This is a genomic window from Pseudovibrio axinellae (genome assembly GCF_900110875.1).
Taxonomy (GTDB): domain Bacteria; phylum Pseudomonadota; class Alphaproteobacteria; order Rhizobiales; family Stappiaceae; genus Pseudovibrio; species Pseudovibrio axinellae.
In genome coordinates this window covers 1-16,021 of sequence record NZ_FOFM01000013.1, presented here as the reverse complement: position 1 = coordinate 16,021, position 16,021 = coordinate 1, and the positions used below count along the sequence as shown (strand labels likewise).

The 16,021-nt window shown below is 51.0% G+C and carries 14 protein-coding genes; 3 read left to right on the top strand and 11 right to left on the bottom strand.

All coding sequences use genetic code 11. The features are described from left to right. Complete coding sequence (locus BMZ51_RS19790) at nucleotides 1-1,152, top strand: DSD1 family PLP-dependent enzyme (protein WP_068006961.1); 1,152 nt, start codon at nucleotides 1-3, stop codon at nucleotides 1,150-1,152. A gap of 192 nt (nucleotides 1,153-1,344) precedes the next feature. Continuing rightward, complete coding sequence (locus BMZ51_RS19785; protein ID WP_068006964.1) at nucleotides 1,345-1,782, top strand: glyoxalase superfamily protein; 438 nt, start codon at nucleotides 1,345-1,347, stop codon at nucleotides 1,780-1,782. 280 nt (nucleotides 1,783-2,062) lie between these two features. On the opposite strand, the gene BMZ51_RS19780 is transcribed toward BMZ51_RS19785, so the two are convergent. Then, nucleotides 2,063-2,770, bottom strand: a complete 708-nt coding sequence (locus tag BMZ51_RS19780) for a TetR/AcrR family transcriptional regulator (RefSeq protein ID WP_068006965.1) — start codon at nucleotides 2,768-2,770, stop codon at nucleotides 2,063-2,065. 174 nt (nucleotides 2,771-2,944) lie between these two features. On the opposite strand from BMZ51_RS19780, the gene BMZ51_RS19775 reads away from it, so the two are divergent. Next, nucleotides 2,945-3,502 (top strand): pyridoxamine 5'-phosphate oxidase family protein, encoded by a 558-nt coding sequence (locus BMZ51_RS19775; RefSeq protein ID WP_068006975.1) that lies wholly within the window; start codon nucleotides 2,945-2,947, stop codon nucleotides 3,500-3,502. Nucleotides 3,503-3,664: 162 nt separating this feature from the next. On the opposite strand, the gene BMZ51_RS19770 is transcribed toward BMZ51_RS19775, so the two are convergent. From BMZ51_RS19770 to BMZ51_RS19725, 10 genes are all read right to left on the bottom strand, one after another. Next, nucleotides 3,665-4,750 (bottom strand): ABC transporter ATP-binding protein, encoded by a 1,086-nt coding sequence (locus BMZ51_RS19770; RefSeq protein WP_068006976.1) that lies wholly within the window; start codon nucleotides 4,748-4,750, stop codon nucleotides 3,665-3,667. A gap of 4 nt (nucleotides 4,751-4,754) precedes the next feature. Beyond that, nucleotides 4,755-5,696 (bottom strand): carbohydrate ABC transporter permease, encoded by a 942-nt coding sequence (locus BMZ51_RS19765; protein ID WP_082825652.1) that lies wholly within the window; start codon nucleotides 5,694-5,696, stop codon nucleotides 4,755-4,757. A gap of 3 nt (nucleotides 5,697-5,699) precedes the next feature. Beyond that, nucleotides 5,700-6,593, bottom strand: a complete 894-nt coding sequence (locus tag BMZ51_RS19760) for a carbohydrate ABC transporter permease (RefSeq protein WP_068006979.1) — start codon at nucleotides 6,591-6,593, stop codon at nucleotides 5,700-5,702. Nucleotides 6,594-6,674: 81 nt separating this feature from the next. Further along, a complete protein-coding gene (locus tag BMZ51_RS19755; RefSeq protein ID WP_068006982.1) occupies nucleotides 6,675-7,916 on the bottom strand; it encodes an ABC transporter substrate-binding protein in 1,242 nt (413 codons plus the stop codon). Nucleotides 7,917-8,265: 349 nt separating this feature from the next. Continuing rightward, nucleotides 8,266-8,790 carry a GNAT family N-acetyltransferase gene (locus BMZ51_RS19750; RefSeq protein WP_068006984.1) on the bottom strand — a complete coding sequence of 175 codons (525 nt, stop codon included), beginning with the start codon at nucleotides 8,788-8,790 and terminating at the stop codon, nucleotides 8,266-8,268. 74 nt (nucleotides 8,791-8,864) lie between these two features. Continuing rightward, nucleotides 8,865-10,031: an acetate/propionate family kinase gene (locus BMZ51_RS19745; RefSeq protein ID WP_068006986.1), complete on the bottom strand. Its 1,167-nt coding sequence runs from the start codon at nucleotides 10,029-10,031 to the stop codon at nucleotides 8,865-8,867. Next, the gene (locus BMZ51_RS19740; protein WP_068006989.1) at nucleotides 10,028-11,410 is read right to left on the bottom strand and encodes a bifunctional enoyl-CoA hydratase/phosphate acetyltransferase; all 1,383 of its coding nucleotides are present in this window, start codon (nucleotides 11,408-11,410) and stop codon (nucleotides 10,028-10,030) included. The genes BMZ51_RS19745 and BMZ51_RS19740 overlap by 4 nt, the downstream gene beginning before the upstream one ends. A 9-nt stretch (nucleotides 11,411-11,419) precedes the next feature. Further along, nucleotides 11,420-13,699 (bottom strand): DUF3141 domain-containing protein, encoded by a 2,280-nt coding sequence (locus tag BMZ51_RS19735; RefSeq protein WP_068006991.1) that lies wholly within the window; start codon nucleotides 13,697-13,699, stop codon nucleotides 11,420-11,422. 19 nt (nucleotides 13,700-13,718) lie between these two features. Then, a complete protein-coding gene (gene fabI / locus BMZ51_RS19730) occupies nucleotides 13,719-14,483 on the bottom strand; it encodes an enoyl-ACP reductase FabI (protein ID WP_068006995.1) in 765 nt (254 codons plus the stop codon). Nucleotides 14,484-14,714: 231 nt separating this feature from the next. Continuing rightward, nucleotides 14,715-15,857, bottom strand: coding sequence for a cytochrome-c peroxidase (locus BMZ51_RS19725; RefSeq protein WP_068006997.1), 1,143 nt, complete (start codon nucleotides 15,855-15,857; stop codon nucleotides 14,715-14,717). Between the last annotated feature and the right edge of the window lie 164 nt (nucleotides 15,858-16,021).

The following is a 16,021-nucleotide window of genomic DNA, read 5'->3' as shown; positions in this document are numbered from 1 at the left end:
GTGACAAAAGATTTTTCTAAGTACGCTCCAGGCTACGATATCCCGGCCCTGCCCGGCATGAGGCTAGAAGAGGTGCAAACACCTGCGCTGATCATAGACCTGGATGCTTTTGACCATAACCTTGTTAAGATGCGCGATGAGATCACCCATTACGGCGTGCGTCACAGAGCACACTGCAAAATGCACAAATCAGCCGATATTGCACAGCTTCAAATCAACAGTGGCGGTGCGTGCGGGGTCTGTTGCCAAAAGGTAAGCGAAGCCGAAGCGCTCGCACGTGCCGGTATTGCCGATATCCTCGTCTCTAATGAGGTGTGCGACCCAAACAAGATCGACCGCTTAGCTCAACTTCCCAAATTGGGCGCGCGCATCTTGGTTTGCACAGACGACCTAAGCAATATCGCCGAGCTTTCCAGAGCGGCTGCAAGACATAACACAGAGCTGGAAGTTTTGGTGGAGCTGGATTGCGGCGGCGGGCGGTGCGGTGTGACTGACAGCGCAGCCGCTCTTGAACTTGCACAAGCGATCCTTACCACACCTCATCTTAGGTTTGCAGGGCTTCAATCCTATCAGGGCTCAGCGCAACATGCCTATGAATATGCACAGAGAAAGGCACTGCTGGACACAGCAATCACAATCACCAAGGACGCGGTGGATTTGCTGGCAAGCCATGACATCACCTGCGAAATCGTCGGCGGCGCGGGAACGGGCAGCTACCCGTTTGAAGCAGCCTCTGGCGTCTTTAACGAGCTGCAATGCGGCTCCTATCTTTTTATGGATGCGGACTATCGCAAGGTGAAAACCAAAGAAGGCGCACACCTACCAGCGTTCAAGCATGCTCTCTTCCTGCTCACATCGATCATGTCCATTGATATTGACGGTCAGGCCGTTTGTGATGCTGGCCTGAAAGCTCATAGCATCGACTCCGGACTGCCAACGGTCTTGGATCGGCCTGACCTGCAAAGCCTTGTCTTTTCGGACGAACATGGTGTCCTGAAAGACCGGGCAAACTCCTTGAAGTTGAATGACAGGCTCTTGCTGATCCCAGGGCACTGTGACCCCACCTGCAATCTCCATGATTGGTATGTGGGCCTGCGCAACGGATTTGTTGAAACCCTCTGGCCAGTAACTGCAAGGGGCAAGTTCTACTAGGCTCTCAAGGTGTGTGTTTGACAGGCTTTGTGTTCCTGTGTATTTTGCGTGCCACGGGTTCAGGCCCCTGCCGCTCGCGGAGTTTAAGCTCTTGGTGAAGCCTGAAGACAGTGTGCACATGCAGCCCAAATAAGCGGGTTGATGGCAATGCGAGCCCCATCAAGTTCATCCCGCATAGTTTGAGGCTATGATATGAACGGATCTCTTCCTTCCCTTTCCGCATTAAAAACGCAGGCAAAGCAATTGCGCGTTGCGTTGGAAAAGCGCGGCGAACCCCTCTCTCACTCACAAACCCTGGAACTGATTGCCCAACAACAAGGGTATAAGGACTGGAATACCCTTTATGCAGCTGTCGGCAATCGCCCGCCTGTACTGTTCCTGCGCCCTGGCCAAAGGGTGACGGGTAAGTATCTTGGACAGCGCTTTGCAGCAGAGGTTCTTGGTGTTCACAGCTCAACGGCAACCTGTCGTGTGCGTTTGACGCTGCATTTTGATGAACCGGTGGATGTGGTGAGCTTTGACAGCTTCTCGGCTTATCGCCAGCGGGTAACGTGTACCATCAATGCAGATGGCACCACCAGTGAGAGAACTTCAGACGGCGAGCCGCATATGGTTCTGACACAGCTGTAAGTGTTCAAACACTTATAAAGAAAACGAGCAGGAGGCCGGACGAGGGCACTCCTGCTCTTGTTTTCAGACATCATCCCTGGGAGGTTTTCGCCTGAGCTATTCGTTGGTTCGCTTTGGTCTTTACCAGTTCGCAAAGACGGCATGAAACCGTAACCAAACTGGTAATGATCCTATCACCTTCCTTTGGCCTTGGATGTTAGGGCGAATACCCAGACGCACCATCTACCACCGATCAAAGATAGATGCGGAAGCGATTTTAGAAAGTTAAACAATCGGAGTTTCAGAGAAAACAACTCTCGGCTTCGATCTGCCCAGCAAGGGCTGCCCGCACCCTTAAAAGCTCTGCCTCGGTTTCAGCCAGTTCTTTTGCGAGGCTGCGAACTGTTTTGCTCCGTGCTGCTACCTCTGCTGGGAACCTCTCTAGGATGTTTAAGACGCGCTCGTCGGTTTCTGGGGGGATCAAGTCCTGTGCGATTGCAGTAAGGATCCTCTGCGCTCGCTCTAGTGGCTCAGTGTTTTCGTAAACCATGGGCCAAAGTGTTGCGCCCTCCAAGAGGCTTAAGGTGTGTTCTGCAAGTTCTTCAGCCACCTCTTTATCCATACCTTGCAGTATAATTTCTTCAAACCGGCTTTTCAGACCAGGGAAAAAGGCTTGGGTGTATACGGCGCCGGGCGTGTCTGCCGATCCGTAGAGTAAATGAAGCCCTATGCACCGCCTGTTTGCCTTCAAGTGATTAGCAACGAAGTCTACTGCGTTGCAGTAATCGACAAGCCAGTCTCCGGTTATAGTCAGGCCGTCCAGCAGTTTTTTGAGAGCGTGAGCTAAGGCCTCGCGCACCAAGTCCTCTTTACTGTTTACGCGACTGTATAAAGATGCTTTGCGAAGGCCCACTGCCTCGGCGACGTCACTCATCGACGTGTTGTGAATGCCCCTGTCACGCAACATGACGCTCGCCTTCTCCAATAAATCTTCGTAGCTGACTTTCATTTCGCTTTTCCTACCGACTGGTCGGGTTTAATTTGAGTGGGTATTTGTTCAATGTCAAGGGGACCATTGTTGCACCCTCAATTTAGCGAGCGTCTAAATTTTTCGACTTTACGACCGACCGGTCGGTGGTATGTTGAAGCTGTACTATTCCAATTTCAAGAGGTTTAAAAATTTATGAATGATCAGTCTTTGCGTCCTGATAATCTGATGGGACATGACGGTGAGCTCTATATGAGGGAGAAATATCCTAGCAGCTACCACTGGGATGAATTCAGCCTACCCAAGATGCTTCGGGAGGCCATTTCACCGCCTCTGGCTCACTTTATCGAAGCTCAACCTTTTTTCTTCATCGCAACGTCAAGTGCAGAAGGACATTGCGATGCGAGCTTTCGTGGGAGAGAGTATTCACCGAATGGTATCCCATTGCTCGCATGTAAGGTATTTGATGAGAAGACCTTGGTGTTTCCTGACTTTAGCGGGAATGGCCTCTATCAAACCCTGGGGAACATGCACTCGAACCCTCATATTGGGATGTTGTTTGTCGACTTCACACAGCAACGCCGTGTGCGGGTGAACGGCAAAGCGCAAGTTCGCAAGCTGAATAAAGAAGATGAGAAATTATGGCCAAATGCCCAGGCTGTTATAAGCGTGACAGTTGAACAAGCTTATGGGAATTGCCGCGCGCGCATACCCAAAATGAAACTTGTAGAAGGAAGTGATCAGGCCTTTTGAAATCGGTTTGGGACTTTTAAGGACCAAACGGTTTCGGGTGGCGCTGGCGCTTTGTTCTACCATTGGCTTCGAGCAGGCAATATTAGACGTCACAGCTCATATAAGCCGTAAACGCGGCTGAGTATTATCTATGTCGCGACATAAGAAGAGCATCTGATCATGTTAAAGGCGTTGCTCGCTGGTGGTTTCGAACAGGGAAACTTGGGCTGGATCGAAGCCGACTAGGAGGTTGTCGCCTTTGTTGACGCTTGCCAGCCCGTCCATGCGCAGGCGGAACTCCTGACCTGCCAGGTGGGTCCGAACCAAGGTGTCGGAGCCCATGGGTTCAACGACTTCTACCACAATGTTGCGTGAGATCGGCATTTCCTGTGCTGCGTTGCCTGTGCGGATGTGTTCAGGCCTTACTCCGAGGGTTGTTGCGCCGTTTTGTTGGCCCTCACCATCAAAACGGTAGCGGGACATGTCAAACCTTTCGTCCCCAAAGATAAAGCTCGGATTATCGCCTGCGCTGAGCTTGCCTTCCAGAAAATTCATGGAGGGCGAGCCAATGAAGCCGGCGATATATTTGTTAATTGGGCGATTGTATATCTGGCTCGGGACATCCAACTGGAGAATGTTTCCATCGCGCATCACTGCAATGCGATCAGCAAGTGTCATGGCCTCAATTTGATCATGGGTGACGTAGATCATCGTATTTTTAAGGCGGTGATGTAGACGATTGATCTCGACCCTTAAATCTGCCCGCAGTTTTGCATCCAGATTCGAGAGTGGTTCGTCGAACAAAAATACGTCCACATCACGCACCAGAGCACGACCAATCGCGACACGTTGACGTTGACCGCCGGAAAGTGCAGCGGGTTTACGGTGAAGCAGATCTTGGATCTGGAGGATTTCCGCCGCACGCTGAATGCGTTTCGCAATCTCTGCTTTTGGAATGCCCGCATTCTTCAAACCGAAACTCAGGTTTCCGCGTACCGACATTTGCGGGTAGAGCGCGTACGATTGAAAAACCATACCAATGCCACGGTCTTTGGGTTCTTCCCACGTGACGTTGCGCTCATCGATGAAAATTTGGCCATGTGAAAGGTCAAGCAGTCCGGCAACACAGTTTAGTAGTGTGGACTTGCCGCAGCCAGAAGAGCCGAGCAACACTAGAAACTCACCCTTATGAATACTCAGGTTCAGGTTTTTGAGAACCTCAACCTCACCAAAGCGCAAAGAAAGGTCTTTGATTTCGATGGAGTTCATGAGTTTATCCCTTCACCGCGCCGGCAGCGATACCGCGCACAAACAACTTGCCAGAAATGAAATATATCGAAAGCGGCACAAGCCCTGTCAGTAAGGCGGCAGCCATATTAACGTTGTATTCTTTCACCCCCTGCGTGGCGTTGACGATGTTGTTGAGTTGGACGGTCATGGGGAAGTTTTTGAGGCCGGCAAATACCAGTCCGAATAAGAAGTCGTTCCAGATCCCGGTGACTTGCAAAATTAAGGCAACAGCAAAAATGGGCAAAGACATGGGGACGAGGATCACAAGGAAGATCCGCCAGAACCCGGCTCCATCAACGCGTGCTGCCTTAAATAATTCTGGCGGCAACGACATGAAATAATTGCGAAATAAGAGGGTGAGTATTGGCATGCCGAAAATGGTGTGAATGAACACAATGCCGCTCAAAGAACCAAATATGCCCAGTTCGCGGGTGATGATAACGAGCGGAAATAACATGACCTGATAAGGGATAAAGGACCCAAAAATAAGAATGGCAAAAAAGACTTCCGAACCTTTGAACTTCCAGTTGGTCAGTGCATAACCGTTTACAGAGGCCACCGCGATGGAGACAATCGTGCTGGGGACTGTGATCTTTATTGAATTCCAAAACCCCACTTTCAGGCCTTCGCAATAAAGCCCGGTGCAAGCGCCGTCCCATGCCTTTACCCAAGGGGCGAATGTGAGTTTCATAGGAGGCGAGAAAATGTTGCCTAAACGGATTTCCGGTAACCCTTTCAGCGAGGTCATAACCATCACGTAAAGCGGCAACAGGTAGTATAGCGTTGCCACAAACAAGAGGCTGTAAATCATAATGCGCGCAGGGCTTAAGCGTTTGGCAGGTTTTGCTCCAGCGGGCTCATGTGGCCTTGCATCAAAGCTATAGGTCCGCGGTTTTTGCTGGTCGTGTAACAGCTCGCTCGTCATGACTTACCCCTTTTTCTTCCTGCCATATTCCAGGTAGGCCCATGGAATAATGATAATGAGCACAGTGGTGAGCATGACTGTGGAAGCTGCAAGCCCCTGTCCTAAGTTGCCTCGGGCAAACATGAAGTCGTAAACATATTTTGCCGGAACTTCCGAGGAAATCCCCGGCCCGCCCTGTGTCATAGCCACGACCAGATCATAGAGCTTAACGATGCCTGCAGCGACGATTACAAGCGTGGTCATAATCACTCCGCGCATCATCGGAATGACGATGAATAGGTAAGTCTTCCAGGTTGGAATACCGTCGATGCGAGCAGCTTTCCAGATTTCGTCGTCAGTGCTGCGAATACCAGCAAGCATGAGCACCATGACGAAGCCGGTCCCTTGCCAAAGGCCTGCAATCAACAGCGCGTATATAACGGTGTCACGACCTGCAATCAGGTCAAATGTAAAACTCTCCCAGCCCATGGAGCGGATGGACGCTTGTAGACCCATTGTGGGGTTTAAAATCCACTGCCACACCACACCAGTGACGATAAATGACAAGGCAAAGGGGTATAGAAAAATGGTTCTGAAGGTGCTTTCAAAGCGAATTTTCTGATCTATGAGCGCTGCAAGAACAAAGCCCACAACAAATGAAAAGACCAATGCAAACACACCATATATGACGATGTTTTCAAGTGAGATCAGCCATCTGGAGGTACGAAACAAACGCTCGTATTGCATTAGCCCAACAAAGTCATTGAGAGGCAGTGAGCGGGACTTTGTGAAGGAGTAGACGACGGTCCAGATTGAGCACCCAAGAAACACCACAAGCGTGGTGGCGATCATGGGTAAGGCGGCAATTTTTGCGTTGAGGTTTCTAAAAAGGGGATTTGATCGCTTTAAGGTCGACATCATCGCCTCTCCTGTAGGAGACTGGCCGCAGGTCAGTTGATGCTGACCTGCGTTTCATCCCGGTTTCAGGCATGCTGCGCGTTAATCAGCAAATTCGATGATCTGCGCGTAGCGCGCTTGTGCTTCGTCAACGGTCATCTCAGGGGCATTGAAGAACTCAACCCAAAGATCCTCCAGCTGACCTTGTGTATCAGAAGAGAAGCTTTGTTCTGTGGCCGGCAAGATGTTTTCGGGATCGCTCAGAATCGCAATACCTTTTTTCATACAGGAGTTTGCAGCGTTCAAATCCACGTCCCCGCGTACTGGAAGTGAGCCTTTTTTGAGGTTAAAGTCAACCTGAACAGCCTTGGAAACCAACAGGCTGGCCATTTCAAGCTGAGCCTTTACAACATCTGGCTGGTCGCCGACTGGTTTAGGGAAGAAGAATGAGTCGCCCCCTGTATCCAATACCGGGTTCATCCCAAGGCCCGGCAAGCAATCATAGTCCTTCCCAGCAACCTGTTCAGCCATTGAGAATTCGCCCTGCGCCCAATCTCCCATGATTTGTGCTGCGGCTTTACCAGTGATGACCATGGAGGTTGCATTGTTCCATGCCCTGCCAACATGGCCATTGTCTCCAAGGTCACGGGCATCGGCAAATGCTTGAAAGACCTTCCGCATTTCTGGCCCAGATGCCGCTTCGACGCTCTTTTGGGCTTTTATTTTACGGTAAAGGTCGACGCCGCCCACTGCCACTTGGAAGACCCCGGACATTCCGGAGAGCTGCCATGGTTCACCACCGACGGCCAGCGGCGTAATGCCTTTGTCACGTAGTGTTGGTGCGCTCTGCACAAACTCTGACCAGTTTGTTGGTACCGCGAGTCCGTTTTGCTCGTAGACTTTCCTGTTTAGCCACATCCACTGAAATGAATGGATGTTGACTGGTACGCAATAAATTCGGCCCTCATAGCGGCAGCTGTCCAACAGTTTGGCTGGTCGTATGATATCGGCCCAACCTTCTTTTTCGGCAACTTCGGTAAGGTCCGTCATGAGCCCTGCTCTGATCAGGTCTTCTGCATCACGACCGGTATTAAGCTGGGTTGCCTGCATTGGATCGCCGCCGGAAATACGACTGATGATGACTGGACGGGCATTGTCTCCGCCTGCAATCGCGCTGTCGACCCATGTGTGTCCAGAGTTGTTCACGGCATCAGCAAACACGCGCACGGCAGCAGCTTCACCGCCAGATGTCCACCAATGTGTTACCTCTAAATCCGCAGCCTGAGTAAATGTAGTTGATGCAAGTAAAGCTGCTGTAACCAGTAATGCATTAAGGCCTTTCATCCGAAATCCTCCCGTTGGATAAAACCACCAGTCACCCCTACACCTCCCAGAGTAAGAGCTTAGTGCAATCGCTTACCTAATACTTATTGGGCTTTGTAATCGATTACATCAAGACTGCTTAAACGGTGTGGTGAAGTCAAGATTTTTCTTAAAAACGCCTGTTTTGGCGAAAATAGACTAACCAATTGCGCGCAAAAATTGTTGCGCGCGCGCTGTATAATTGTTTGAGGTCGCACGCTGATTTTTGACACTGAGAGTGTGTAGTGCAACGGGGGGAGTGGCGGATCCCCCCCTGCAAATCGCCGGCTCTGGCAAGCATATTGGGAGCTGCTGATCAGCTCTTGTGCAACTAATCAAGCAGTACGGCTTGAGGGCTCGGTATCGCTTGCTCTCGCTCTTCAGGTGCTTTGTAAGGAGGGACCTGACGAAGAACCATCCCATGCTTCTGGTTTCCCGTGTAGCCGAGCCCCTCATAAAATCCTTTGGCTCCCCGATCTTGTCCGGTGAGCAACATGATCTTGTAGGCGTTCGCCTGCCATGCTGTGTCGCGAAGGGCATTCATGACCATTTTGCCAAAGCCTTTTCCGCGATAAGCTTGCAAGGTCACTACGTTTTCGACAAGGCAATAGGGGCGCCCGCTGCGTGTCATATTTGGCAGTATATGGAGGGTGGCGCAGGAGACAATGCGGTCATAGACTTCTATGCCAAATACCGTTGTGCCCTCGTGGTCAAGCAGTTCGGAAAAATGCGCAAGCCCATCCGCATCGTTTACCACCGGCTCACCCTTAGTTAGCTCGTTCATGAGAGTAACGACATCCTCATAATCTTCGCTGGTGAGAGGCCGAAGAACAACACGCGGGGATAATACGGACATATGAAACTCACTTTGAAAGCAAAGGCTGCAAGAAACTGAAGGGAGATTAGAAGCCGCCGTTTTATTGATCAAGCCTAGCTTACTTGAGATTTTGAATGAGCTTGTGCCACTGCCCGTACAATGACCTGTTCCTCATCTGTTGCAACAATGAATACACGCACTGGCCCAGTCCCGATTTCCGGCGCATTGACGGTGTTCTTTTTTTGGTCGATGGTGATACCGAGAAATGCAAGAGGCTGACAGATTTTGGAACGCACAAGCGCTGAGTTTTCACCCACGCCTGCACTGAAAATCAACGCATCAATTCCTTCCAGACTGGCAGCCATAGTCGCGACTTCGCGGCGCGCCTGATAGCAGTAATAGTCGATCGCCTCGATAGCGAACGGATCATTAGATTCTTCAAGGTCACGCATATCGGAGGATATTCCAGAGAGCCCTAACAGGCCGCTCCTGCGATAGATGATGGTCTCGATCTCTTCAGGTGAAAGTTTCTTTTCCTGCATAAGATAAAGCATGACGCCTGGGTCCAGTCGTCCGCAGCGAGTGCCCATTGGTAAGCCATCCACGGCAGAAAACCCTGTGCTTGCACTTATGCTGTGGCCATTGTTGACTGCACACATGGAGGCCCCATTACCCAAATGTGCGATGACCAGTCGTTCATTCGCCACTTGTGAATATCGGTCACGCATCTCATTGCAAATGGCGTCAAAGGAGAGTCCGTGAAAGCCGTAGCGCCGCACGCCTTCCTCATAAAAATGACGGGGTATAGCAAAGGCGTCGTTGGGAAAAGAATGCCCGGCATGGAAGGCAGTATCAAAGCAGCCAATCTGTAATGCGTCGGGAAACACCTGTTTGGCCGCTTGTATAGTGGCAAGGCTGTAGGGTTGGTGCAAAGGCGCAAGTGGAATGAGCTGCTCCAGTTCGTCCATCACCTTTGGTGTCAGCTCAGTTGGTTCAAAAAAGGACCGCCCGCCGTGTACAATGCGGTGGCCAATACCAACAACAGATGAGCCCTTTAGAAAGGGTTCTAGAGCCGAGAAAATGGCGGGAACTGCACTGGCATGATCGATGGGGCCAAGCTCTCTGCGCACCTGCTCAATGGGGGTTTGCATCTTCAGCTTGGCAGACGGGCCTAAACACTCGATGCTGCCCGAGATATAAAACTCTGGTTTGTCGTGTGCTTTGTAAAGGGAGAATTTAACTGACGATGATCCGGTATTAAGTGTAAAATAAAAACTCATGATGTTTTGCTCGCTGCGTAAAGGAGCGCAACAGCACAGGACATCACCCGGGCTTTATCGTCATCAGCGCGGCTGGTGAGGATCACCGGGCATTGTGCGCCCATAACCACACCACACACTTGGGCGTGTGCGACAAAGGCCAGCTCTTTTGCCAGCATATTGCCAGATTCCAGATTAGGGACAATCAATACATCTGCCCGTCCTGCAACCAGTGAAGTGATGCCCTTGGTTGTTGCTGCTTCAATATCAATAGCATTATCCATGGCCAATGGGCCATCTACAATACCACCTTTGATCTGCCCGCGATCCGCCATCTTGGAAAGGATAGCTGCATCCAACGTTGACGGGATTTTGGGGTTTACCGTTTCCACCGCAGACAGAATGCCAACCCTGGGCTGTGGGTGCCCAAGTGCATTTGCCAGATTGATAGCGTTTTGGACGATATCAACTTTGACCTCCAGATCCGGTGCAATGTTGATCGCCGCGTCGCTAATGAACAAGAGCTTATCCAGCCCGGGCACATCCATGACGAACACATGGCTCAGGCGCACGCCAGTTCGCAATCCCTTGTCGTGCTTTACAATTTGCCCCAGCAACACATCCGTATGAAGGTTCCCTTTCATGATGGCTTGCGCTGTGCCCTCATGCACCATCGCAACGGCTTTGGCTGCCGCTTGCCGCTCGCTTACAACGTCGATGATTTTACACTCGGACAGACTTTTGCCAAGCCGGTCGGCCGCCTCCATGATTTTGCCTTTGGGGCCAATCAGGATGGGGGTGATCAACGTGTTTTCGGCAGCAAGAAGTGCGCCTCCCAAAGACTTATGATCGTCAGGAACCACAACAGCGGTTAACAGCGGTGCCAGCGGGCGCGCCTGATCCAAAAGTCTCTCGAAGTGTTTGTAATTGCGAACAGTCAGGCCAGGCAGTTCTCCAGCCGATATGGTTTTACTGGTGTGCGGCGCAATCACCTCTGCCTCGCCTTCAACGATCAGCTTCCCGTCGGCACGCTCAACAGTGGTTTGCAGTTCGACCACATTTTCAGCAAGCTTTTTGGTCACTCGCACCCGCGCAATTAGCCTGTCGCCTTCAAACGCCCGCCCACGAAAATGCAGGCTCTGACTTTTGTAAAGTGTACCTGGTCCAGGTAGATAATTGCCCAGAGCTGCCGAGATGAGGCCAGCGACCCAAAGGGAGGGAGCGACCCCTTTCGACACTCCGTCGTCCTCCGGGTCTTCCTCTGGCAGGTGGAGAGGGTTCAGGTCGCCAGAGGCATAAGCCGAGACGTAAAAGTCATCTGCTGAGCAGACCCTTTCATAAGATGCCTCCATCCCGACTTTGATCTGGTCGTAGGGTGTATTCTGGTAGGTCGTTGTCATGCAAACTTCCTAATTCCAGTTGAGCATACTCTTCAAGGAGCCCCATAGCCCCAGTGATGTTGGCGCCATATCGTCTTCTTTGCCTATGATATAGGTCAGCGCTTTGTAGGCATAGGTTTTGTCTTTTTCGCTCCTAAGCAAAATAGGAAGGGCGTTGTACCCCGCCTCCATCTCAAAGCGGGCGATCAACGTCTGGTCGTGAATGAGGAAGTTGCGCTCTTTTGGCTCCATAGATTTGAACGGTGCCCACGTTGTCAAGACCTCGTTGAAGCGCTCCAACTTTTCTCCGCGCACTTCGGTGCGGGTGTCTGCAATCATCAAGACGATCCTCACAATTGCAGCTGCTACACCGCCTTTTTCGATCTTCTTAAGCGCATTTTGGATGCTGGTTAGGCTGTGCAGGTCTTGCATTGGCACTTTAGGACGGCGGAACGATAATGCCTTGCCATATTCCACAGCAGCAGGTGATGCCCAAAAGGTGAGGAAGCTGTTTTCGATAAAGGCTTCGCGCCAGTCCTTTAACGCATCCCATCCATATTCCACGCTGTCGGCCAACATGTCCTCCCAGTAGTGGAAGGGAGTTTTAGCCTGGTTCGGCTTGTGGTTTTGCTTGATGGAGGCTGCTGCCATGGATGGTGCAAACATGAAAGGGTTGGTTGAGGCAAATGCTCCGTTTGCGAGTCGCATCGGGTGCATTCCACGGGTTTTGTCGGCAACTTGTTTGCTGGTCATAGTTTTCAGCAGAGGGCCAACAGTACTGTCATATATGTCTTCCATGCTTTCAGAAAAGCGAGCCACGCCTGCAAATGCTTTTTCATCTGTGCGCGTATCTGTTTCCTTGAGCATTTCATCAATGGTCTTACGGGCAAAGCTCACCGTGAACTTGGCATCGCTGCCTTTGCCCTTCTTTTTGACGATTTGCATCTTATAGAGGCCGGGAGGCATAGCCTCGATGGTTTTGAGGGTTGAGGCAACTTGCGCGTGCTCGCGCCTTGCGACGCTGGAGGAAACAAATATTCCCAAATGACCAACATCTTCATGGAGCATGTACAAGATGCGCTGGCCGAGGATTTCGATTTCAGCTTCATCTGTGTAGGTATCTGCAATCCAGTTCAGCGCCTGATCGGGTGGGGTAATGTTATCGCCAAAGGAGGAAAAGACGATAATCGGTGATTTGATGGTTTTCAGGTCTATGGGGCGCCCAGGTTCCAGAAAGGCTTCGTTTTTCGCCAGTTTATTGCCGATGAACAGGTTGTCCAAAATCCAGCGGAATTCGGCCTCCGTCATGTAATAATAGCCACCCCACCACTTTTGAAAGTCCAGGTATCGCTTTTCGGCACTGTCGATATTGCTGTAAAGGTCGTAGTATTTTCGGAACCAATTCCGCCCCGGATTGAGCATTTCAAAATTCTGAACCAGATTGGCGCCATCAAAAACACCGTTACCAAGATCAGCAGACAGGAGCGCTGGCACAATCCCTCCGCTCAAACCTGCCGAATAACGCATGGGGTCCTGCCCCATCTTGCCGCTCCAATACGACATAGGCGCCCCATTAAGCACGATAGGCCCCACAAGTTCTGGGTAGACAGCTGCCAAAATAGCCGCCGCCCATCCGCCTTGACAGTTGCCGATTACAATCGGTTTAGGGCTCTCTGGGTGACGCGAGATTATCTCCCGCAGAAAGGTGGCTTCTGCATGGGTGACGTGAGCCAGTTCCTGTTCAGGCTCGGGCATCGGATGGAAGGCAACAAAATATACCGGATGCCCGCCACGCAAGGCGACACCCACCTGACTATCATCTTTGAAGCCGCCAATCCCTGCCCCGTGACCCGCGCGTGGATCGATGATGACATACGGGCGCTTCCAGTCGAACACTTCTACGCCATCTGGCGGAATAATCTTTAAAAGCATGTAGTTGCATGGGCGCGGCAGATTGCGTCCCTCAACAATCACCTCATAGTCATAGATGAGAACGGGCGGGCAGCCTTTGGCCTGATGGTCATAAAAGGTATCGCTGCTTTCACGCAGAGCATCCATTGTGAGGATCGCGCGCTCGCCAGAATCTTTGACATACTGGGTCCAAGCCTCAAAGACATCCTTGGGCGTCTCATAGTTCTTCCAGGAATCCGCCAGGACTTGAGTTTTACTCTTGGTTTTCGTCTGTTTTTGCTGGAAGTCTTGCATCAACCGCGTGTTGCGCCGTGAATTGGCGACCTGCAGAAACTTGTTTTGTTCTGCGAGCGCCTCAAAGTACTGGGCAGTGCGCTTGGAAAAGAGTTCTACTTGCATAATCTACCTCGGTGTCTGCCTATCCGATGATGCGATATCCGCCGTCAATGGGGTGAACCACGCCGGTTATATTCATGGCTTCATCGCTGGCCAGAAAGGCTGCATAAGCGCCTATGTCTTCTATGGTGGCGAGTTTTCGTGTGGGGGAACGTTCGGTTGCATCGGCCAGCATCTCGTCAAAGCTTGCAATGCCGCTGGCTGCACGTGTGGCAAGGGGGCCCGGCGAAAGCGCATTGACCGAAATGCCCTTTTGCCCCAGTTCGGAGGCTACATAGCGGGTTGTGCTTTCGAGTGCAGCTTTTACTGGGCCCATGATGTTGTAGTTGCTGATGACCTTCTCCGATCCATGAAAGGTGACTGTCATGATGCTGGAGCCGGGCGGCATCAACGGCTCTGACTTACGGATCAGGCGCAGGAATGAATGCACGGATACATCCATAGCAAGTCCGAACCCTTCTGCAGAACAATCGACGACGCGGCCATGAAGATCAGCTTGCGGGCAAAAGGCGATGGAATGGAGCAATATATCTAACCGACCCCACACCTTCTCTATCTGCCTATACAGTGCGTCAATCTGCTGTGGGCTGGTAACATCCAACGGCTCGAAAATTGCGGCGCCGGATTCTTCTGCCAGTGGGGCCACATGCTTTTTCGCTTTGTCGTTTAGATATGTAAGGGCCAACTCTGCGCCTTGCGCCTTCATGGCTTTCGCGCATCCCCAAGCAATGGACTGACTGTTTGCCACTCCAACGATAAGGGCCTTTTTGCCCTTTAATGAAAACATGCGGATATTACCCTGTCATCTGTAAGTAAAATAACAAAACCAGAAATAGCTATACAGATGAAATAAGGAAAACTAAGGCGTGATATAGAAAAAATGATAAGTTTACTTAATCGTGTTAATTTACGCAGTTTAATGCTAGAATATGAAATGTATTTTAATTAAGTTACATAGGAAATGTACTTAAAATACATGATTTGTCTGATTGATTATTGATGTGGTTACTCTAGACGGTCATGGATTGACGAGACTTAAGCTTTCCAGAAAGGCAACCAAATCAAACAGTTCGTCCTCGCTCAGATCGAATGGGCGAATAATTGCCTCTCCGTCTGCATGGAGCCGCTCAATATCGACCTGCGAATAGTGGCGGGCAACATCTGCTAGGGTTTGCTTTGAACCGTCATGCATATAGGGCGCTGTCTCGTTCAAATTTCGAAGACTGGGCACGCGAAAAATCCCGAAGTCCGAATGACGTGGGATCAGTGTGTCCACGCGCCATGCACCTGTGTGTTGCGGATCATCAGAAAAGGTGCTTGCAAGCGTGTATGGGTTGGTCTTCAGCTCTTTAAGTGCCAGTGTTCTTCCCCCATCTACACCGCCTTCCTCAAGAAAATACGGCAGGCCGATATCATGAAACTCTCCATTGGAGAAAAATGGGCCGACATGACAAAAGGTGCAGCGTCCTTTGCCGGCAAATATTTGAAAACCACGCTGTGCGCCTAGCGGATATTGCCCAGCTTTCGCAAGGTCACCACTGGCCAATGCATCGCGAAAGGCGTCAAAAGATGTTCTGCCAGTCACTAGCGTTTCTTGATAGGCGGCAAGTGCTTTTGCTAGATTGACGGCGGCGTCTTCTTCACTGTGATCATAAAAGTCAGGAAAAAGGCCCTGGTACAGCTCTGAAAATTCAGGTTCTTCAGTCAAGTCAGCAAGTTCTGCTAGGCTCATCGCCATTTCTTGAGTGCTAAGTATTGGTCGCAGAGATTGCGCCCATAAGCTGTCATTTTCCCCGGCCCAGCCAAACCAATGGTGAAAGGTGATGTTGTAAAGAGACGACGTATTGCGCTTTAACAGCTCGCGCCCGACAGACCTTTGTTTCCTTTCCGTGAAGCCAAGAGCAGGGTCGTGGCAGGAAACGCAGCTCATCTGCCCATTCTTCGATAATTTTTGCGATGAAAACAGAATTTGACCCAGCTCGATGGCCAGTTCATTGCCAGAAAGCCGGTTGCTTACGTCAAGCGGGGCGCGGTGTGGCCACGGGCCGTGCGAAAGGACCTGTGCAGTTTCATCTGCTGTTAGGATGACTTCAGCAACGCCAAGTGTTGAGAACGACAGGCATAGCAAGGCAGAGAGGATTGCTTTTAACAGTCCTGTCATTTGATCTGAACATCCCACTGGTATGTATGCTCTGTCTCACCTTGCTGCACCACAAAGGTAATTTGCCAGGGCCTTGTTGCAGAAATCGAATTCAGAATGCAGGTTGCTCTTACCCGTTCAATTCAGGTCGCGAGTACGCGCTCGAACGCCGGGCGTCCAAGTGC